General features: G+C 69.6%; 13 protein-coding genes. 6 read left to right on the forward strand and 7 right to left on the reverse strand.

The genetic code is table 11. The annotated features are described in order from the left end of the window. Positions 1-5: 5 nt before the first annotated feature. From ACQY5G_RS16090 to ppsA, 5 genes are all read right to left on the reverse strand, one after another. Positions 6-2,495 carry a DUF1592 domain-containing protein gene (locus ACQY5G_RS16090; protein ID WP_428275677.1) on the reverse strand — a complete coding sequence of 830 codons (2,490 nt, stop codon included), beginning with the start codon at positions 2,493-2,495 and terminating at the stop codon, positions 6-8. A 131-nt stretch (positions 2,496-2,626) separates the two neighbouring features. Continuing rightward, positions 2,627-4,072 carry an alpha-hydroxy acid oxidase gene (locus tag ACQY5G_RS16095; protein WP_428275679.1) on the reverse strand — a complete coding sequence of 482 codons (1,446 nt, stop codon included), beginning with the start codon at positions 4,070-4,072 and terminating at the stop codon, positions 2,627-2,629. An 11-nt stretch (positions 4,073-4,083) separates the two neighbouring features. Then, the gene (locus tag ACQY5G_RS16100) at positions 4,084-5,511 is read right to left on the reverse strand and encodes an aldo/keto reductase (protein ID WP_428275681.1); all 1,428 of its coding nucleotides are present in this window, start codon (positions 5,509-5,511) and stop codon (positions 4,084-4,086) included. Between the two features lie 43 nt (positions 5,512-5,554). Next, a complete protein-coding gene (locus ACQY5G_RS16105) occupies positions 5,555-7,096 on the reverse strand; it encodes an APC family permease (protein WP_428275683.1) in 1,542 nt (513 codons plus the stop codon). Further along, on the reverse strand, positions 7,066-9,438 hold the full coding sequence (ppsA, locus tag ACQY5G_RS16110; protein ID WP_428275685.1) for a phosphoenolpyruvate synthase: 2,373 nt from the start codon (positions 9,436-9,438) through the stop codon (positions 7,066-7,068). The genes ACQY5G_RS16105 and ppsA overlap by 31 nt, the downstream gene beginning before the upstream one ends. A 77-nt stretch (positions 9,439-9,515) precedes the next feature. On the opposite strand from ppsA, the gene ppsR reads away from it, so the two are divergent. The 3 genes from ppsR (at position 9,516) to ACQY5G_RS16125 (ending at position 14,240) form a co-directional block, all read left to right on the forward strand. Continuing rightward, positions 9,516-10,352: a posphoenolpyruvate synthetase regulatory kinase/phosphorylase PpsR gene (gene ppsR / locus ACQY5G_RS16115; protein WP_428275687.1), complete on the forward strand. Its 837-nt coding sequence runs from the start codon at positions 9,516-9,518 to the stop codon at positions 10,350-10,352. A gap of 26 nt (positions 10,353-10,378) precedes the next feature. After that, entirely contained in the window at positions 10,379-13,810 is a 3,432-nt protein-coding gene (locus tag ACQY5G_RS16120; RefSeq protein WP_428275689.1) for an amidohydrolase family protein, read from the forward strand. A gap of 124 nt (positions 13,811-13,934) precedes the next feature. Continuing rightward, entirely contained in the window at positions 13,935-14,240 is a 306-nt protein-coding gene (locus ACQY5G_RS16125) for a hypothetical protein (RefSeq protein WP_428275691.1), read from the forward strand. Here the strand turns inward: ACQY5G_RS16125 and ACQY5G_RS16130 are convergent. Beyond that, positions 14,229-15,110: a creatininase family protein gene (locus ACQY5G_RS16130; protein ID WP_428275693.1), complete on the reverse strand. Its 882-nt coding sequence runs from the start codon at positions 15,108-15,110 to the stop codon at positions 14,229-14,231. The two genes, ACQY5G_RS16125 and ACQY5G_RS16130, sit on opposite strands and share 12 nt — an antisense overlap. A gap of 112 nt (positions 15,111-15,222) precedes the next feature. Between ACQY5G_RS16130 and ACQY5G_RS16135 the strand changes: the two genes are divergently transcribed. The 3 genes from ACQY5G_RS16135 to ACQY5G_RS16145 are packed head-to-tail and all read left to right on the forward strand — an operon-like array spanning position 15,223 to position 18,946. After that, on the forward strand, positions 15,223-16,989 hold the full coding sequence (locus ACQY5G_RS16135; RefSeq protein ID WP_428275695.1) for an amidase family protein: 1,767 nt from the start codon (positions 15,223-15,225) through the stop codon (positions 16,987-16,989). Continuing rightward, a complete protein-coding gene (gene tesB / locus ACQY5G_RS16140) occupies positions 16,986-17,897 on the forward strand; it encodes an acyl-CoA thioesterase II (protein WP_428275697.1) in 912 nt (303 codons plus the stop codon). Before ACQY5G_RS16135 ends, tesB begins: the two co-directional genes overlap by 4 nt. Then, on the forward strand, positions 17,894-18,946 hold the full coding sequence (locus tag ACQY5G_RS16145; RefSeq protein ID WP_428275699.1) for a peptidyl-alpha-hydroxyglycine alpha-amidating lyase family protein: 1,053 nt from the start codon (positions 17,894-17,896) through the stop codon (positions 18,944-18,946). The genes tesB and ACQY5G_RS16145 overlap by 4 nt, the downstream gene beginning before the upstream one ends. A 15-nt stretch (positions 18,947-18,961) precedes the next feature. On the opposite strand, the gene ACQY5G_RS16150 is transcribed toward ACQY5G_RS16145, so the two are convergent. Beyond that, a complete protein-coding gene (locus tag ACQY5G_RS16150; RefSeq protein ID WP_428275701.1) occupies positions 18,962-19,990 on the reverse strand; it encodes a carboxypeptidase-like regulatory domain-containing protein in 1,029 nt (342 codons plus the stop codon). Between the last annotated feature and the right edge of the window lie 46 nt (positions 19,991-20,036).

Raw genomic sequence — 20,036 nt, forward strand, 5'->3', positions numbered from 1 at the left:
GCCGTCTAGCGGCGGTCTTCGGAAACCTCCTCGGAAACTTCCTCTTCTACCGCGGTCGCGGGCATGGCCCGCTTCATCCTGAAGGCATCGCCGTTCACGACGCCCATGATCAGCGACGAAAGTTTGTAGTCGTCTTCCTCCGCATCCTCCACGATCGACCGGATCCAGGGCTGATCGTAGTACTCGACGCGGCGGCCGAGCGCGTACGCGGCCAGGTTCTCCGTGAAGTTCCGGAGCAGCGGCAGTGGGCGCGTGAGGAGCGCGTCGACGAGTTCCGGCGGCGTCTGGACCGCCGTCCCGTCGTAGAAGTCGCCGCGCGTGTCGAGCGGCATCCCGTTCTCGCGCAGGCGCCACTTCCCGGTCACGTCGAAGTTGTCCAGCGCGAGGCCGATCGGATCCATGAACCGGTGGCAGGAGCGGCACGCCGGACTCGCCCGGTGCATCTCCATGCGCTCACGCGTCGTGAGCAGCCGGCCGTCCATCGACTCTTCCGTTTCGTCCAGGTCCGGCACCCCCGGCGGGGGCGGCGGCGGTGGGGTCCCGAGCAGGACCTCCATCACCCACTTGCCCCGCAGCACCGGCGATGTGCGGTTCGCGAGCGACGTCAGGACGAGGACGCTCCCGTGGCCCAGAACCCCGACCCGTTCGTCGCCCGGGTAGATCACGCGCTGGAAGTCCCGCCCGGCCACACCGTCGAACCCGTAGTGCCGGGCCAGGCGCTCGTTCACGAACGTGTAGTCCGCCCGGAAGAAATCGAGCACGCTGCGGTCCTCGCGGATGAGGCTCTGGAAGAGGAGTTCGGTCTCCCGCTTCATGGCGTCCGCGAGGTTCTCGTCGAAGTTCGGGTAGAAGTTCGGGTCGGGGCGGACCTTGTAGAGATCCTGCAGCCGCAGCCACTGGGAGACGAAGCGCGAACTCAGCGCCTCGGAGCGGGGGTCGGCGAGCATGCGGCGCGCCTGCCGCTCCAGTTCGCCGGTATCGGACAGCCGTCCCTCGACCGCCGCCGTCCGCAGTTCCTCGTCGGGCGGAAGGCCCCAGAGGAAGAACGAGAGCCGCGACGCGAGGTCGATGTCCTCCAGCGCATAGGCCTCTCCGCTCCTGACGCCGTCGGGCTCGCGCTCGAGCCGGAGGACGAAGAACGGGCTCGCGAGGATCGCCTCGAGGGCCATGCGCACGCCGATTTCGAACCCGCCCTGCTCGACGCCCATGTCGTAGAACGTCATCAGGCCGTCGACCTCGCTCGGTTCGAGCGGGCGGCGGTAGGCGCTGCGCGCGAGGTCGGTGAGGACCCCGCGGGCGCAGGGCCGCTCCTCGTCGCTCGACGTGGGACGGCAGGTGAAGATGCGCTGGCGGATCGGCGACTCCGACACGCCGGTCGGGCTGTACGGTCCGCCGATGATGACGTCCTGCAGGTGGGGCAGCGTCGTGATCCCGCCCCCGCCCGATCCGCCGCCGGCGTTGGACCATACGTGCGGCCGGATGAGGTCCTCGTACGGCCCCTCCTGGCGCCGGATGAAGGCCGCGGACACGCGGTGCTGGCCGGCGCGGACGAAGATCGGCTCCGTCCCGACGGGCGTGAAGCCGCGGTCATCCGCTCCGCCTCCGCGACGCGTGTAGTGGAGGAGCGCGACCCGCTCGCCGTCGATCGAGATGTCGATGTCCTCCATGCGGGAGTTCGCGCCGGAGGTGAACACGAGCGAGAAGGTGTACTCGCCGTCGGCGGGGAAGGTGTGCTCCACGACCATCCCGCCGCGCGTCCCGAACGGGGCCCCCTCCACGTGATCCCACGGGTGCTGCGACAGGTACTGCGAGTTCTTGTACGTCGTGTTGACCGCAGGGGCGTTGCGGTCTCCCACCGCCATGCGGCTGATCTCTGCGGCCGCGTTCAGGTAAGCGTCGAGGAGCGTCGGCGAGAGCGCCTGCACGTCGGCAATGTTGTCGAAGTTCGCGCTCATCTGGTCGTTGGGGAGCCACTTCCCCGCGTCGACCTCGAGCCCCAGCAGGTCGCGGATCGCGCGCTCGTACTCGGGCCGGTTGAGCCGCTGGAAGGTGCGGCCGCCGGGGTTCGGGTTACGGGCCGCCGCGTCGTCGACGATGGTCTCGAGCGTCACGACGAGTTCGAAGAGGTCCTCCTCCGGCGGACGGCGCACGCCGGGTGGCGGCATCATGCCGGCGCGCAGCTTGCGGATCATCTTCTCGGCGGTCTCCGCCTGCGCGTCCGCGGCGTCCACATCGAAGGACTCGAGGGTGAGGTTGCCCGCCAGCCGCCGACTGTTGTGGCAGTTCGTGCAGACGCCCTGGACGATGTCGTTGGGATCGGCCGGGGCGGCTGCATGCGGCGCCGCATGCCGGAACTCCGCGGCCGAGCCGACGCCTGCCTGGCGGGCAGCCCCGACCACGGCCGCAACGGACGAGGTCTCGCCTTCCTGCGCGGAGAGGCTCGCGGGGACCGCGAGAACCAGCGTCAGAACCGCGCCAACCGTGCGGATCGCCATCGCTTTGTACGCTTTCTGTCGGGGCATCGAGACCGCTTTGTCAGCCAGTTCGCGTGTCGGCGCATTAAAAGATGTATCCGCATAACACGCTAAGCCCGAAACCCGCTGTGAGGCAAGCGGCGGGAGCCCGTTCAGCCGTCGCGCCAGCGCACGGATTCGGGGGTGATTTCGTCCACGGTCCGGGCGCCGAGGAGGGCCATCGTGCGGCGGAATCCCTCGTCGAACCACTGGAGGACGAGGTCGACCCCGCGCTCGCCGCCGGCCCCGAGCGCGTAGAAGTAGGCGCGGCCGGCCAGACAGGCCTTCGCTCCGAGCGCGACGGCCTTCGCGATGTCGCTTCCGCGACGGACCCCGCCGTCGATGAGGACGTCGAGCCGGTCCCCCACCGCGTCGGCCACGGGCTGCAGCAGTTCGAGCGTCGGGGGCGCGTCGTCGAGTTGTCGTCCGCCATGGTTCGAGATCACGATGCCCTCGGCGCCGGCGTCCGCCGAGAGGACCGCGTCTTCGACGGTCTGAATCCCCTTGATGACGATGGGGCCGTCCCAGATCGAGCGCAGCCAGTCCACGTCATCCCAGGCCAGCTTCGGGTCGAACTGCTCGTTCACGTATTGCGCGAGTCCCATGGCGTCGACGCCCCCCGCCCCACCCGCCGCGTCCCGGCTCACCGCGCTCGAGAAGACGATCGGTTCGGAGGTGAGGAAATCCCACGTCCAGCCTGGTTTCCGGATCCCGTCCACGATCGTGTCGAGGCCGAGTTGCGGGGGGAGGGTGAAGCCGAAGCGGACATCGCGCTCGCGCCGCCCGAGCACCGCGACATCGACGGTGAGGAGGAGCGCCTCGTAGCCGGATTCGCGGGCCCGCTCGACGAGTTCCGCGACCAGGCCGCGGTCTTTCCACACGTAGACCTGGAACCACTTGGGACCGGAGCTGACGGCGGCCACCTCCTCGATCGAGCGGGTGCCGAGCGTCGAGAGGCTGTAGGTGACCCCCGCGCGGTCGGCGGCCCGGGCCACGGCGAGTTCGCCCTCCGAGTCCGCGATTCGGCTGAATCCGGTGGGGGCGAGGATGAGCGGCAGCGGCTGGCGCCTGCCGAGGACCGTCACGCCGGGGTCCACGTTCGTCACGTCCCGGAGGATGCGGGGCCGGAACTCGAGACGGTGGAAGGCGTTGCAGTTCCGCGCCTGGGTGCGCTCGTCCTCCGCCGCGCCGTCGATGTAGCCGAATACGCCGCGGGGGAGGCGGCGCCGGGCGACTTCCCGCAGATCCTCGACGCTCGCGCAGCGGCCGAGTCGGCGCGCGACGCGGTTCATCTCGAACTTCCGGAAGCGGACGGCGGAGCGGAACGTCTTCAGCATTGAGACTTCCGAAACCCCGAAGACCGCGCCGAAGAGCACGCCGCCGGCGAAACCGAGGATCGCGAGCACCGGCGGCCAGATATCGACGAGCGACGCCATCGGGAGTCCGCCGGGCAGCGTGTCGGCGAGGATTTCGATCATCGCCCCGACGAACGCCCCCGCCAGGGCCCAGATGAAGGCCACCCGGACGATTCCGCGCATGTGCCTGCGCCGCTTCCTCATTCCTCCTCCGCTCACTCGGGGACGTTCCCGCGGGAACGTCCGACGCGGGCCTCGGCCTCGATCTCGACCCGATATCCTGACCCGATGAGACCCGCCTGGACCAGCGTATTGGCGGGCCGAATGTCGCCGAAACGCCGGCCGTGCGCACGCGCGACCGGCTCCCAGTCCGCCAGTTCCGGCACGAAGACCCGGGTCCGGACCACGTCCTCGAGGCGGCCGCCCAACGCTTCGATCGCACCCTCGATCTTGTCGATGACGTAGTGCGTCTGCGCGGCCGGGTCGTCGCCTCCGATCCGGCGATCCCCGTGCGTGGCCGTCGTCCCGGAGACCGCGATGCGATCGCCCGTTCGCACCGCCCGGCAGTAGCCGGCGAGGTCCTCCCACATCGTGCCGGAATCCACTCGGGTCCGGCCGCCGCTCCCGGACCGGACGGGATACGGCGACGGAAGCTCGTCCAGGTGATCGCTGAGGTCGCCGGCCGCCGTCAGGTAGGGAGGCCGCCGATACTCATCTCCGCAGTCCCCCGGAACGGGATCCAGCGCCCCGCCCGCGGCCGCCAGCGTTTCCCGGTCGTCGTCATCGAGCCGGAGCGACGAGAGGCGCAGGTTGTCGGCGATGTGCTCGCTCCGCCCCAGCCGGGCGCCGATGATCACGCCCGCCACCGCGGGCCGGTCGAGGATCGCGCGCGCCGCGACGTTCGCCATCGAGACGCCGTGCTTCTCCGCCACCGACCGGACCGCCCGGAGCAGCGTCTGCAGCCGATCCCAGCCGCCCGTCGCCTCCACGAAGCGGCGGTACTTCATCTCCGACCAGGTTCGGACGCCGTCCGCTCCGGGGTCGTCGGCGCCCAGCCAGCGCTCGGTCAGGAGGCCGCCCGCCAGCGTCCCGTATGCGAGAAGCTGGACCCCGTGTTCCAGGCAGACCTCCGTCATGGCGCCGGCGGCGCGTCCGTCGAGGAGGGAGAACGAAACCTGGTTCGACACGACCTCGATGCCGGTATGGAGGACCATGTCGAGGTGGACGGCGTCGAAGTTCGTAAGTCCGAGGTGCCGGATCAGCCCTTCGTCCTTCAGCTCCTGGAGGGTGAAGAGGCAGTCGAGCCAACTCGGATCCGCGTAGTGCCAGGCGTGGAACTGAAGGAGGTCGATCGTATCCGCCCGGAGCCGGTCCAGGGACCGCCGGACGGCTTCCCGCACCGTTGCCGGCGTGTGCGCGCCCGGCGCGGGCGTCCACTTGGTGAGGAGCTGGAGGTCTCCGTCCCGATGCGGGGCCCGGGACGCGCACGCACCGGCGATCTCCTCGGCCGAACCATAGTGGTCGGCCATGTCGAACGTCGTGAAACCCGCCTGGCTGTACGCGTCCATCGCGGCTGCGGCGGCCTCGACATCGATCGGGCCCTCGCGCTCCAGGTCGGCGACCTGCCACAGTCCGGTGAGCACCCGCGAGATCTCCAGGCCGGGAGCGAGTTCCCGGCGCTCCGGCCTACTCAGGAGGCAGCTCGCGGAAGAGGCGGGCGACGTCCGTCCCGGAGGCTCGCAACGCTCTCATTTTTCGGAAGTAGATGAGCGATCCCAGCGCCATGACGCCGATCCAGAGCGGCGTGGAGCGGAAATACCACGCGGCGACGTCCGAGTTGAGGTCCTTCCATGTGTGCGTCACGAGAAACGTCCCCAGGAGGACGATGCCCGCGAGGCAGACGCACGTCCGCAGCTTCGGGCCGCGGAGAACGCGGAAGTTCGCGGCGATCCCGGGGTTCCGCCGCGGGAGGACGAGCACGGAGACGCACATGATGATGAAGTTGACGAGCATCGACGTGACCATGAGGTCGACGCCGAGGAAGAAGTCTCCCGCCCACTCGCTGCCGAGGATCGCGACCGAGGCCAGCGCGGTCGACAGCAGAATGGCCGCGTGCGGCGTGCGGAACGCGGGGTGCACCCGGGCGAGGCCGGATGGAAAGATCCCGTCTTCGGCCCACGCGAAGACGAGGCGCGAGACGGAGAGGATCATCGCCGGCAGGTCGTTGATGAGGGCGATCGCGGCCCCCGCGACGATGAGCACTGTCCAGAAGGGCGGGAGCACGTAACCGAGGAGTCCGGGAGCGGTGAGGTCCTGTTCCTGCGCCCGCGCCCACACGAACTCCCACGGGACCGTGTGATAGACGGCGGCCGTGAAGAGCAGGTAGTAGGCGCCCACGATGAAGACGGCGAGGCCGATCGCGAGGGGGAGCGCGCGGTTCGGATTCCGTGCCTCCCCGCCCGCCTGCGCGATCGCGTCGAAGCCGACGAAGCTGGCGAATAGGAGGCCGGAGGCGGCGAGAAAGCCGGCCGGGCCGAGCGGCGGAGGCGCGGCGGCCGGCACCTCCACGCCTTCGCTCGCGAGGAGCGCCGCCGCGAAGTCGCCCTGGTCGAACGAGAATCCGGCCACGATGACGATCGCGCCCAGGGCGAACATGACGACCATCAGCGGCACCACGGTGCGTTCGTAGGCCTTGAGGCCGCGCAGGTTCACCCACGCGAACGTCCACAGCATCGCGAGCGCCAGCGCCACCCGGACCGAACCCGTGTCCAGCACGTCGGCCAGCCCCGCCATCCCCAGCGCGCCCGCGATGTCCCGCAGGAACGGGACGATGAGGTAGGAGACGACCCCGATGACGATGGAAAGGCCGAACCACTGCGAGAAGCTCGCCACGAAGCCCCAGTACGGACCGAGCGCCCGGCTCGCGAAGACGTAGCTGCCGCCGGCCCGCGGCATGGCGGAGGCGAGGATCGCGTAGGCGAGCCCGGCAAGGACGGCGGGGAGCGCGCCGAAGGCGAACGCCGGGAGCACGTTCTCCGCGATCCCGGGCACGTTCCGCTGGATCATGACGGGAACCACGTTGATCCCGGCCCCCAGCATCGAGCAGATGCCCGTCGCCGCCAGACCCCACAGTCCGAGCCGGCGCGCGAGTCCCGTTCCGCCGGCCTCCGGCGCCCCGGCCCCTCCGTTCGCGGTCGTCAGACTTCCTCCCCCGCGAGGAACATCCACGTCTCGACGGCGGTGTCCGGGTTGAGCGACATGCTCTCGATCCCCTCCTCCACGAGCCAGCGTGCGAGATCGGGGTAGTCCGACGGTCCCTGCCCGCAGATCCCGATGTACTTGCCCGCCTTCGCGCAGGCGCGGATCGCCATCGAGAGCGTCGCCTTCACCGCGGCGTCGCGCTCGTCGAAGATGTCGGCGATCAGCCCGGAATCGCGGTCGAGGCCGAGGGTGAGCTGCGTCATGTCGTTCGACCCGATCGACATCCCGTCGAAGTGCTCGAGGAACTCGTCGGCGAGCAGGGCGTTCGAGGGAAGCTCGCACATCATGATGAGCTGCAGTCCGTCCTCCCCCCGGGCGAGGCCGTTCTCCGCCAGGAGGTCGACGACGGCCCGCGCCTCGGCCACGGTGCGGACGAAGGGGACCATCACCCACACGTTGTCGAGCCCGATGCTCCGGCGAACGCGACGCAGCGCCCGGCATTCGAGTTCGAACGCGGGACGAAAGCTCTCCGACACGTAGCGGGACGCGCCGCGGAAGCCGAGCATCGGGTTCTCCTCGTTCGGCTCGTAGCGGCGGCCGCCGATGAGATCCGCGTATTCGTTCGACTTGAAGTCGGACAGCCGCACGATGACGGGCTCGGGGGCGAAGGCCGCGGCGATCGTCGCGACCCCTTCCGTGAGCTTCTCGACGTAGAACTCGACCGGATCCGCATAACCGGCGTGCTGGACCCGGATTTCCCGCTGCAGTTCGTCAGGCAGCTCCTCGAAGTCGAGCAGGGCCTGCGGATGGACGCCGATCATGCGGTTGATGATGAACTCGAGGCGGGCGAGGCCCACCCCGTGGTTCGGGATCGAGGCGAAGTCGAACGCGCGGTCCGGGTTGCCCACGTTGAGCATGATCTTGACCGGGATCCGGGGCATCGCGCCGAGACGGATCTCTCCCTCCTCGAAATCGAGCAGCCCTTCGTAGACGTAGCCCGTGTCGCCTTCGGCGCAGGACACCGTGACGTCGCCGGCCTCCTCAAGCCGCGCCGTCGCGTCGCCGCAGCCGACGACCGCCGGGATGCCGAGTTCGCGCGCGATGATCGCCGCGTGGCAGGTGCGGCCGCCGCGATTCGTGACGATGGCGGCGGACTGCTTCATCATCGGTTCCCAGTCCGGGTCCGTCATGTCCGTGACGAGCACATCGCCGCGCCGGAAGCGCGCGATCTCCGACGCCGACTCGATGACGCGCGCCGGGCCGCCTCCGATCCGGCCGCCGATGCTGCGCCCCTCGGCAAGCACCTGGCCCCGCTCCTTGAGCGTGAAGCGGGAGATCACTCCGCCCGTGCGGCTCTGCACGGTCTCCGGACGCGCCTGCACGATCCGCAGACCGCCATCGATCCCGTCCCGAGCCCACTCGATGTCCATGGGGCGCCCGTAGTGGTCCTCGATCAGGAGCGCCTGGCGGGCGAGTTCGTGCACCTCATCGTCCGTCAGCGAGAAGCGAAGCCGGTCCTCGCCGGGCACCGCGACCGTCTCGACCGACGCGGCGGCGGGACCCGCGTCCGCGTACACGAGCTTGATCGCCTTGCCGCCCAGGTTTCGGCGGAGGATCGCGTGGCGCCCGGCGCGCAGGGCGGGCTTGTAGACGTAGAACTCGTCCGGATTCACACCCCCCTGCACGACCGTCTCGCCGAGACCCCAGGCGCTCGTGATGAACACGACGTCCCGGAAGCCCGACTCGGTGTCCAGCGTGAACATCACCCCGCTCGAACCCTTGTCCGCGCGTACCATGCGCTGGACACCGACGGAGAGCGCGACATCGCGGTGCGCGAACCCGTGGTGGACGCGGTAGGCGATCGCGCGGTCGGTGAAGAGCGAACCGTAGACCTCGTGGACCGCTGCGAGGACCGCCTCCACGCCACGGACGTTGAGCAGCGTGTCCTGCTGTCCCGCGAAGGAGGCTTCCGGGAGGTCCTCGGCCGTGGCGGAGGAGCGCACGGCGACGGAAATGTCGCCCGGGGCGCTGCCGGCGGCGCCGAGTTCGCGGTAGGCCGTTTCGATTCGGGCAGCGAGCCCCGGCGGCAGCGGCGTGTCGGCGATCCAGCTGCGGATCTCGGAGCCCGTGCGGGCAAGCGCCCCCAGGTCCTCGACGTCCAGGGCATCGAGCGAAGCGTGGATGCGTTCGCCGAGTTCGCCCGAGAGGAAGTCGCGGTACGCCCGGGCCGTGATCGCGAAGCCCCCGGGGACCTCCACACCGGCGGCGGAGAGATGGGAGATCATCTCGCCGAGCGATGCGTTCTTCCCTCCGACGGATTCGAGATCGGCGAGTCCGATCGACTCGAATGGCGCGATATACCCGGACACGGCGACTCCCAACCCCGGCCTCCCGGCAACCCCGAACGGTTGTCCCAGGCAAATCGAAGCCGGAGAATCAGTGCAAGATGACCCAGCGAACGGTGTTCTTCGTCTCCGACCACTCGGGCGTCACGGCCGAGACCCTCGGCCACAGCCTGATCGCGCAGTTCGACGCCCTCGAGTTCCGGAAAGTCACCGTACCATTCGTCTCCACCGTCGACAAGGCGAAACGGGCCGCGAAGAAGATCAACGCGGCCGCCCGGGCACGGGGGTCGCCGCCCATCGTCTTCAGCACGCTGGTGAAGGAGGACGTGCGGGATACGGTGCGGGAGATGGTGGGGAGGACGGACGCCCTCTTCCTCGACTTCTTCGATTCCTTTCTCGGACCGCTCGAAAAGGAACTCGGCCACACTTCGCAGCACGCGATGGGGGTCTCGCACGGCATCCAGAACTACCGGGAATACGACCGCCGCATAGAGGCGATGAACTTCGCGCTGTCTCACGACGACGGCTCGAATCCGCAGGGATACGACCGGGCCGACCTCGTCCTGATCGGCGTGTCGAGATCGGGAAAGACCCCGACCTGCCTGTATCTCGCCCTTCAGTACGGCGTGTTCGCCGCGAATTATCCTCTCACGGGAAGCGATCTGGAGGAGCGGCGCGTCCCGTCCATCCTTTCCCCGCACCGCGACAAGATCTACGGGCTCACGATCGAGCCCCAGCGCCTGGGGGAGTTGCGGAGCGCGCGCGGGATCGGCCGCCGCTACGCCTCGCCCCGCCAGGTGAGCTTCGAGATCCGTCAGGCGCAGTCGCTGTTCGAGCGCCTCGACATCCCGTTCATCGACGCCACGCGCTGCTCGATCGAGGAACTCGCGAGCAGGATCCTCGACGCCACGCGTCTCGAGCGCCGCACGACATCATGATTCACTCTCCCACCGGAGGTCCCCCCATGTGTGATTCCCGCACCGACTCGGCTTCCCGCACCGACTCGACTTCCCGCACCGACTCGGCTCCCGGCGCCCGTTCGGCTCCCACCGGCGTCCTGGCGCTTCTCTGTCTCGCGCTTGCCGCGCCGGGGGCCGCCGCGCTCCCGCAGGAAGGCGACGTCTCTCCGGCGTGGGATGTGACCGCGCCGCTCGGCGAGACCCGCGAGATCGACTTCACGACGGACGAGGGGACGTGGCTGTCCATCGACCTCGAGCCGGGGGGGGCGTGGCTCGTGTTCGACCTCCTCGGACACATTTACCGGCTCCCGGTGGAGGGTGGCGAGGCGGAGGTCCTCACGCAGAACACCGGCGTGGCCGTCAACTATCATCCCCGGCTGTCGCCGGACGGGTCGACGATCGCCTTCATCTCCGACCGCGGGGGACAGAGCAACCTGTGGCTGATGGACGCGGACGGTTCGAACCCGCGGCCCGTGTTCGAGGACCAGGGACTGCGCGCGTGGGAACCCGCCTGGAGTCCGGATGGCCGGTTCATCGCGGTGCGGCGGGCTTCGACGCGGCGGGGCGGGGGCGGTCCGGCGCCGGGCATCTGGATGTACTCGAAGGACGGCGGCGAGGGCGTGCAACTTGTCGGGCCGGACTATTCCGGGGCGCAGTGGCCGTCGTTCTCGGCGGATGGAGCGTCGCTCTACTTCCACTTCCGGGCGGCGCCGCCGGGGCTGGGGTCCGGCCGGCTGGACATGACGCAGGGGCACAAGCAGATCCGGCGCCTCGACCTCGAGACGGGGCGGGTAGACGAGATCACTTCCGGCATCACGGTCCAGCAGGGGCAGACGTCGAGCGGCGGGGCGATCGCCCCGGAGCCGTCTCCGGACGGGCGCTGGCTCGCCTTCGCGCGCCGCATCCCCGACGGGACGATCTCCCACGACGGGCACCGCTTCGGGCCCCGCACCGCGCTCTGGCTGCGCGACCTGGAGACGGGGGCCGAGCGCGTCCTCATGGACCCCATCGAGGTGGACATGGCGGAGGGGATGAAGGTGTCCCGCGACCTGCCGGGGTACGGTTGGGCTTCGGACTCGCGATCCCTCGTGATCTCGGCGGGCGGGAAGATCCGCCGGGTCGATCTCGAGGGCACCGTCGCGACGATCCCCTTCACCGCCCGCGTGCAGCGGACGATCTCGGAGATGGCGGGGCGCCCGCAGATGGCGCTGGGTGAGACCTTCAAGGTGAAGTTCCCGCGCTGGACCGCCTCCTCGCCGGACGGGAGCCGGCTCGCTTTCCAGGCGGTGGGACGGGTCTGGATCATGGACCTGCCGGATGGCACGCCGCGGCGGCTCACGCCGGATTCGTTCGAGCCGTTCGAGATGGCGCCGACGTGGTCGCCGGACGGGCGGTCGATCGCCTTCACGAGCTGGGCGGACGCCGCGCAGGGCCACGTGTGGCGGGTGCCGGCGGACGGTGGCGAGCCGCGGCAGCTCACGACGCGGGCGGCGGAATATCTCAACACCGTGTGGAGTCCGGACGGCGGGGACATCGTCGTCACGCGGGGGTCGGGTGCGACGACGCGCGGCCGGACCGTGGCGAGCAATCAGTTCTTCGACTTCGTGCGCGTGCCGGCGGAAGGCGGCGACGCGGCGCTGATCACGAAGGTGGCGCGGCCCTACACCGGCGGGCGTCCGCTCATGCCGCGGCGTCCCGTCGCGCAGGCGTCGTTCGGACCGGACGGCCGGCTCTTCTATCCGGAGACGATGGGGCCCGGCAACGGCGAGCCGGCGGGGACCGAGATCGCCTCCATCCGCCTCGACGGGAGCGACCGCCGGGTCCACTTCACGCTGCCGGACGCGGACGAGGCGGCGGTATCGCCGGACGGGGCGTGGCTCGCCTTCCAGGAGGGCGACAACGTGTACCGGATGCCGTTCCCGTACGGCGGGACGGGGTCCAACATCGTCCGCATCGCCAAGCGCAGCGGCCAGCTCCCGGTCACGCAGGTCAGCTTCGAGGGCGGGATCCATCCGCGCTGGCGCGACGCGAGCACGCTCGAGTTCGTGAGCGGACCGCGCTACTACATGCACGACCCGACGACGGGCGAGACGGTCGAGACGCCGATCGACCTCGAACTCCCGCGCCACATCGCGCGCGGCAGCGTCGCCTTCACCGGCGCCCGCATCATCACGGTCGAGGACGACCGGGTCATCGGGAGCGGCGACATCGTCGTGCGGGACGGCCGCCTCGCCTGCATCGGCGACTGCGACACCGCCGGCGCGGACCACGTGATCGACGCGGCCGGCACGACGATCATGCCCGGCCTCATCGACATGCACGCGCACCATCACCGCGACCACGTGGGCGTGATCCCGCAGCGCAACTGGGAATCCGCGATCTACATGGCGTACGGGGTCACGACGACGCTCGACAACTCGCAGTGGTCGTCGAACGTCTTCCCCGCCGCCGAACTCGTCGAGGCGGGCGCCATGATCGGCCCGCGCACCTACAGCACCGGGGACCCGGTCTACTCGGGCGACGGGGCCCGCCAGAACGAGATCTCGAGCTACGAGTTGGCCGACCAGAACGTCGCGCGCCTCGCGTCCTGGGGCGCGGTGATGATCAAGGAGTACCTGCAGCCGCGCCGCGACCAGCGGCAGTGGGTCACGGACGCGGCGCGGGTGCGCGGCCTGCGCGTGACCGCCGAGGGCGGCGACATCGAGTACAACATGGGCATGATCATGGACGGCCACACCGGGTGGGAGCACCCGCTGAGCTACGTGCCGCTGTACGACGACGTCGCGAAGTTCTTCGGGCACGCGGACGCGGTGTACTCTCCCACCTTCATCGTCGGCGGCCCCGGGGCCTGGAACGAGGAGTATTTCTACCAGACCGACGATGTGTGGAAGGATGAGAAGCTGCGCCGCTGGCTTCCGTGGCGGATGCTCATCCCCTCCACCCGGCGCCGCATGATGCGCCCGGAAACCGACTACAGCTTCCCCCTCCTCGCGCGCGGTCTCGGCGACATCATCGAGGAGGGCGGCTGGGGCGCGATCGGCTCGCACGGACAGCTGCACGGCCTCGGCTCCCACTACGAGGTGTGGATGGCCGCGGCGGGCACGGACGAGATGACCGGGATCGAGGTCGGCACGATCCACGGCGCCCACTTCCTGGGCCTGGCGCACGAGACGGGATCGCTCGCCGAGGGCAAGCTGGCGGACTTCATCGTCCTCAACTCGAACCCGCTCGACGACATCCGCAACACGGCGGACATCCGCCTCGTGGTGAAGGACGGCATCGTCTACGACGCGGACACGCTGGATGAGGTGTGGCCCGACCCGAAGCCGTTCGGCGACCACTACTGGGTCGACGAGGATGCCCTCATGAGCGACGACCGCCCCACCGACTACTGGGACCGGAGGCCGGAGGGCGGAGGCGGACCCGGTGACCGATAGCGGCGGCGCGGCGGCGGGTAGTCGGCAAGACCGGTTGATCCTACGTTGAGAGCGGTCGGGAACTTGGACACGGAACGCGAGGCGGGAGCCTCCGTGCGACGTGACTCGGTTCAGGAGGAGGAAGATGGGGGCGGAACTCATCGGGATCATCGCTGTGGGCGTGGCGTTGGCGGGGCTCATCCTCGGCACGGCGCACAGGCACCGCGACGACATGAAGGGGCTGCGGGGAGAGATTCGGGGGCTGCGCGGTGAGACGAGGGGCGAGATTCAGGGGCTGCGCGGAGAGATGCACGAACTTCGCGGAGAAGTGCACGCATTTCGGGTGGAGATCACGGAACGGGTGGCCCGGATCGAGGTGAAGGTGTTCGGCGGCGCGGCACCGTCCCCGAGCGGCGCGGCCGGCGCGGGTGGCTCGGGGTCAGCGAAGTGAGCCGCGAGCGGCGGCGGCCGCGATCGAGCGGCGGATCGCGCGGGCGGTGATCTCGGCGCGGTAGTCGACGAGGAGCCGCCCGTTCTCCACCGTCCGCTCCAGCGGTGAGAGGTCGACGCCGTTGATCGAGAAGAGGCCGGCGTCCATCCGTTGCTCCGCCCGGATCGTCTCCGGATCCACCGTCGACATTATGGACGAATAGTGATAGTCGTCGTGGTACTCGTTGCGGGTCGCCACGCACTCGTCCGGTTGCTGGAATATCCTCAACTCCTCTTTCAGATAGTCGCAACTATAAATGTCTTCCGTATAGTACTCCGGGATGAAGTGGACGCGGGCCGGCCGGTCCGCCCAGGCGCGGTTGAGGGTGGCGGCCACGTTTTCCATGCCGCTGACGTTTCCTCCGCTGTCTCCGATGAGGACGAGATTCTCGAACCCGTGCGCGGCGAGGCTGCCCAGGACGTCGGTGATCATGGCCTCGAACGTCTCCTGCCGGACGCTGATCGTCGCGTGGTAGCGCATGTGTCCGGACGGCGGATCGATGCTCCCCTCCGGGACCAGCTTGATGACGGGGGCGATGAGCGCGTTCCCGAGTTCGCGGGCGATCGCCTCCGCGGTGGCCTGCAGCACGAAGTTGTGCTTCCCGCTCGCGAGGTAGGGGCCGTTCTGCTCGATGCCCCCGGTACCGATGATCGCCGTCGTCATCCCCTCGGCGAGGGCGTCGCGCACTTCCATCCACGTCATCTCCTCGATCCACACCGTGTCGAGACGCTCGATCGGGCGCGGGGCGTCGAGATCCTGTGCGTGGAGCGGGGCGGCGGCGACGGTCGTGAGGGTGACGAGAGCGAAAGCGGTGAGGATTCTGCGGAACACGGCGGTCTCCCGGGATCGAGGCTACGGCGGACAGCGGGTCATCCCTTACTATACGGCCACAGCAGGGCGAGATTCGAGGTCCGCGTCGGAGTCCCGGGAATCGGAGGATCCCATGAAGTCAGTTCCAGGTCCCAACAACCGCGCCATGCAGGCCGGATTCCGCTGGGGGGGCGTTCCGCCGGTGGGCTGCCTGCGGGCGAGCGTCCTGCTGGCCGCGATTTCGGTGGCGTGCGGCGGCCCGGCATCCGAGACGGCGCCGTTCGACGTGGTCGAGGCGACGATTCCGGAGATGCGGGCGGCGATGGAGAGCGGGCAGCTCACGTCGCGGCAACTCGTCATGGAGCACCTGGCGCGAATCGCGCGCTACGAGTGGCAGCTCAACGCGGCCGTCTCGATCAATCCGAACGCGCTCGCGGAGGCCGAGGCGCTCGATGCGGAGCGGGCGGCGGGCGACGTGCGCGGTCCCCTGCACGGCATCCCGGTCGCGCTCAAGGACAACATCCACACGACACACATCCCGACGACGGGCGGGTCGCTCGCCTTCGAGGGGTACCTGCCGCCGTACGAGGCCACGCTGACGACGAACCTGCGCGAGGCCGGCGCGATCATCATCGCGAAGGCGGGACTCACGGAGTTCGCGAACTTCATGGCGGGGCCGCCGAACCAGATGCCGGGCAACTACAACGCTCTCACGGGTTACGGCCTCAACCCCTACGATCCGCGCCGCGACCCGCGGGAAGACCGCAACGATGGGCGTCCGGCGCTCACCACGGGCGGCTCCAGCTCCGGGATCGGGACGGCCGCGAGCTTCTGGTCGGCGAACGTGGGGACGGATACCGGCGGGTCGATCATCAGCCCCTCGAACGCGAACATGCTCGTCGGCATCCGGCCTACCATCGCGCGCGTCAGCCGCTGGGGCGTGGCTCCCGTGACGCTGGACCACGACATGGCGGGGCCGATGGCCCGCACGGTGACGGACGCGGCGATCATGCTGGGGGCGATGGAGGGGACGGAGCCCGATCCGAACGACGCGGCCACCGCGCGCTGCGAGGCGCCGCCGGGCCGCGACTACACGCCGTTTCTGAACGCCGGCGGGCTGGAGGGCGCCCGGATCGGGATCCCCCGGGCCTTCTACTACGAGCCGGTGGAGGTCGGAGGCGAGACGATCGGCGGGCTGAACGAGGAGGCCGCGGCCCTCATGTCCGAGGCCATCGCGGTCCTCGAGGCGGCGGGCGCGGTCGTCGTGGACCCGGCCGAGATCCCCAGCTTCGTCGATCCGGACCCGGGGGCCAACTTCAACACGTGGCCGCTCTGCATCGGCGGGCACCAGGCGAAGGGTTCGGACGAGGGGTGTTCGGTCAACTTCAAGTACGGGATGAAGCGCGATTTCGACGCGTGGCTCGAATCGCTCGGGCCCTCGGCGCCGGTCGGGACGCTGACCGAGCTTCGGGAGTGGAACCTCGCGCACCGCGACGCGGGGTCGATGAAGTACGAGCAGTCGCGCTACGACATCTCCGATGAGATGGACGTGGAGGCGGACCGTGCCCGGAACGCGGCGGACATGGCGAAGGATTCGCTGCTGAGCCAGATGCGCGGGATCGACGCCGTGCTGGAGGAGTACGACCTCGACGCGATCTTCACACCGGGGAGCCGCGGAGCCGCGCTCGCGGCGCGGGCGCAGTACCCGCACATCGTCGTGCCGTTCGGCTTCGTGCCCAACGCGCCGACGCCGCCCTTCCCCGAGGGCTTCGACGCGCGGCCCGCGCCGTTCGGGATCGGGTTCACGGGGGCGGCCTGCAGCGAGCCGCGGCTCATCGAACTCGCGTACGCCTTCGAGCAGGCCACCCTGCGGCGCGTGCCGCCCGAGAGCTTCCCGTGAGCTACACCGTACAGGATCTGGTCGACCTGTTCGACCTCGAACCGGTCGAGCGGAACATCTATCGCGGGGAGAACCGGGACATCGGATCGGGCCGGATCTTCGGGGGACAGGTGCTCGCCCAGTCGCTCGTGGCGGCGCGCCGGACGGTCGACGCCGAGGACCGTTCCGCGCACTCGCTGCACGGGTACTTCATCCTGGCCGGCGATCTGGAGATTCCCGTCGTCTACTTCGTGGACCGCCTGCGCGACGGACGGAGCTTCACCACGCGGCGCGTGACGGCGATCCAGCATGGGCGCGCGATCTTCAACCTGTCCGCCTCGTTCCACAAGACGGAGGACGGCATCGAGCACCAGGACGAGATGCCGGATGTGCTGCCGCCGGAGGCGCTGGAGTCGGAGATCGACATCATCCGGCGGAATGCCGAGCGCGTTCCCGAGCCGCTCCGCTCCCTGCTCACGCAGGACCGGCCGCTCGACCGGCGTCCCGTGGCCCCGCTCGACCCCTTCAAGCCGAAGCCGGACCGGCCCGTCCGGCGGGCCTGGATTCGCACCGTCGGAGAGCTGGGCGACGATCCGCTCGACCACCAGGCGGTCCTCGCCTACGCCTCCGACTACGGGCTCCTGCGCGCCGCCCTCGTTCCGCATGGGCGTACTTTCTTCGACCGCGACCTGATGGGCGCCTCGCTCGACCACGCGATCTGGTTCCACCGTCCCTTCCGGGTCGACGAATGGCTCCTGTACGTGACCGAGAGCACGGTCGCGAGCGGCGCGCGGGCGTTCACGCGCGGGAGCTTTTTCACGCGGGAAGGGGCGCTCGTGGCCTCGGTCGCCCAGGAGGGGGTGATCCGAACCGGCGGCCGGCCCGCTTCGGCCGGGAAGCCCGCAACCGATGAGGGAGACGACAAATGACACGGCGAATCACACGACTCTGCACCCTCTTCTGTCTCGCCGCGGTCGTCGCGGCGTGCGGCGGCTCCGGCGACGAAGGCGGCGCCGCGAACGCGGACGGCGCGGTGCAACAGATGGAGCCCGTCAACGACCTGCCCGGCCCCTACGAGCGCATCGAACCCTGGGCGGAACTGCCCCCGGGCGCTGTCCAGTGGGGGCAGGTCACGGGCGTCGAGCAGGGGCCCGATGGCCATCTCTACGTCATGCACCGCTGCTTCGAGAACAGCTGCGCCGGCCGATCCGAAGACCCGATCGTCAAGTACGACATGTCCGGCCGGGCCCTCGCTTCCTGGGGCGCGGGACTGTTCAACTACCCGCATGGATTTTATGTAGACGATGAGGGAAACGTCTGGGCGACGGACGCCCGCGGAAACGGGGAACTCGGACACCAGGTGTTCAAGTTCAGCTCCGACGGCGAACTCCTCCTCACCCTCGGGCAGGCCGGCGTCGCGGGGCTCGGGCCCGACGTCTTCAACCAGCCGACGGATGTCCTCGTCCTTCCCGGCGGCGACTTCCTCGTCACCGAAGGTCACGGCGAAGGCAACGACCGCGTCGTGCGCTTCAGTTCCGAGGGGGATTTCCTCGACGCCTGGGGCGGACCGGGCTCCGGCCCCGGCCAGTTCAGCACGCCGCACGCGATCGCCAGCGACTCACAGGGACGGATCTTCATCGGCGACAGGGCCAACAACCGCATCCAGATCTTCCTCGAGGACGGGACGTTCCTGGAGGAATGGAAGCAGTTCAGCCGCCCGAGCGGGATCTTCATCGACGACGACGACACGATCTACGTCGCGGATTCCGAGAGCTGGGGGCCGAACAACCCCGGCTGGAAGAAGGGGATCCGGATCGGGAGCGCGCGCGACGGATCGGTCTCGTACTTCATCGAGGACATTGAGTCCACGACCATCGAGCACAGCGGGGCAGAAGCCGTGGGCGTGGACTCGGAGGGCAACGTCTACGGCGGCGTCGTCCGCCGCCGCATGCTCGAGAAGCACGTGCGGGTCAGATAGAGGACCGAGCCCCGGCTACTTCGTCCAGATCACGACGGCCCCGCAGCGCGCGTCGTATCCGCCGAACTCGGGCGGCAGTTCCCCGGCCCCCTGGTACACCTCGATGCCGGCGACCTCCACCGGCAGCACGAGCGAGTCCACTTCCCGGACCGGAATCGGAGAACCATCGAGGTAGGCGCTGAGTTCACAGCCCCCGGGCGTGAATCCTCCGGCCGCCCTCCGGCTCTCGACCCAGCAGTCGCGGAACCCGGAGCCGGGGCAGCGAAGGCGGATGCCGGGCGCGTCGGCGAGCATGTGCGAGACGCGGAGCGGGCGCCGGCGGTCGATATCCTCCAGCGTGAAGTACGTGCCCCCGCCGATGAGTTCGCCGAAGTACTTGCGGTCGTAGAACCCGTTGATCTCCAGCCGTCGCGGTCGGGTTGCCGTCACGACCAGCGGTTCCATCTCCACCGGGGCGGGCACGAGGCCGACCTGGAGCTCCGTGCTCAGTCCGCGGACCACCGTCACCTGGTAGCGGAGGGAAGCGTAGCCGATCCTTTCGACCTCGAGCAGGTGCTCCCCGCCGGGCACGCCGGTGAGGGCGAACCGGCCCTGGCGGTCGCTCCGGACCTCGGCCGGCCGGCCGACGAGCGACACCGTGGCCGTGGCCACAGGCTCCTCGGTGGACGCGTCGAGCACTCGGCCCACGATCCTCCCCGGCTCGGTGTCTCCGAACAGGACGCGCAGGTGGATCTCGTGCGGTGCGCCGGGCTCGAAGGCGACCGTCGCCTCCTCGCTCGAATCATCCCCGAACTCCGCCCATAGCGTCGCCCCCCGCGCATCGGCGGGAACGCAGACCGAGAAGCGCCCGTCCGGCCCGGCGGGTTCGCGCACACGCCTGAGCACCTCATCGCTGGTCCAGCGGAGCACGATCGTGGCCCCGGGCAGGTTGAGTGCCCCGGACTCCTCGGTAACGAGGACGTGAAGCGACGCCCTGTCCCCGCACTCATCCTGCTGGCCCGCGACCGAACCGGTCATCGTCATCAGGAGCAGCGACGCGACCATCGCCGCTCGTGCCGACCTCGCCTTCGATCCCATCCGGACCATCACC

Origin of the sequence: Candidatus Palauibacter sp., from assembly GCF_965261555.1 — a bacterium.
In the GTDB taxonomy this organism is placed as follows: domain Bacteria; phylum Gemmatimonadota; class Gemmatimonadetes; order Palauibacterales; family Palauibacteraceae; genus Palauibacter.

Coding starts and splice junctions, on each gene's coding strand:
- ACQY5G_RS16135 (WP_428275695.1), top strand. CDS start 15,223: ATGAAGTCAGTTCCAGGTCCCAACAACCGCGCCATGCAGGCCGGATTC.
- ACQY5G_RS16090 (WP_428275677.1), bottom strand. CDS start 2,495: ATGGCGATCCGCACGGTTGGCGCGGTTCTGACGCTGGTTCTCGCGGTC.
- ACQY5G_RS16120 (WP_428275689.1), top strand. CDS start 10,379: ATGTGTGATTCCCGCACCGACTCGGCTTCCCGCACCGACTCGACTTCC.
- ACQY5G_RS16125 (WP_428275691.1), top strand. CDS start 13,935: ATGGGGGCGGAACTCATCGGGATCATCGCTGTGGGCGTGGCGTTGGCG.
- ACQY5G_RS16150 (WP_428275701.1), bottom strand. CDS start 19,990: ATGGTCGCGTCGCTGCTCCTGATGACGATGACCGGTTCGGTCGCGGGC.
- ACQY5G_RS16145 (WP_428275699.1), top strand. CDS start 17,894: ATGACACGGCGAATCACACGACTCTGCACCCTCTTCTGTCTCGCCGCG.
- ppsR (WP_428275687.1), top strand. CDS start 9,516: ATGACCCAGCGAACGGTGTTCTTCGTCTCCGACCACTCGGGCGTCACG.
- ACQY5G_RS16095 (WP_428275679.1), bottom strand. CDS start 4,072: ATGAGGAAGCGGCGCAGGCACATGCGCGGAATCGTCCGGGTGGCCTTC.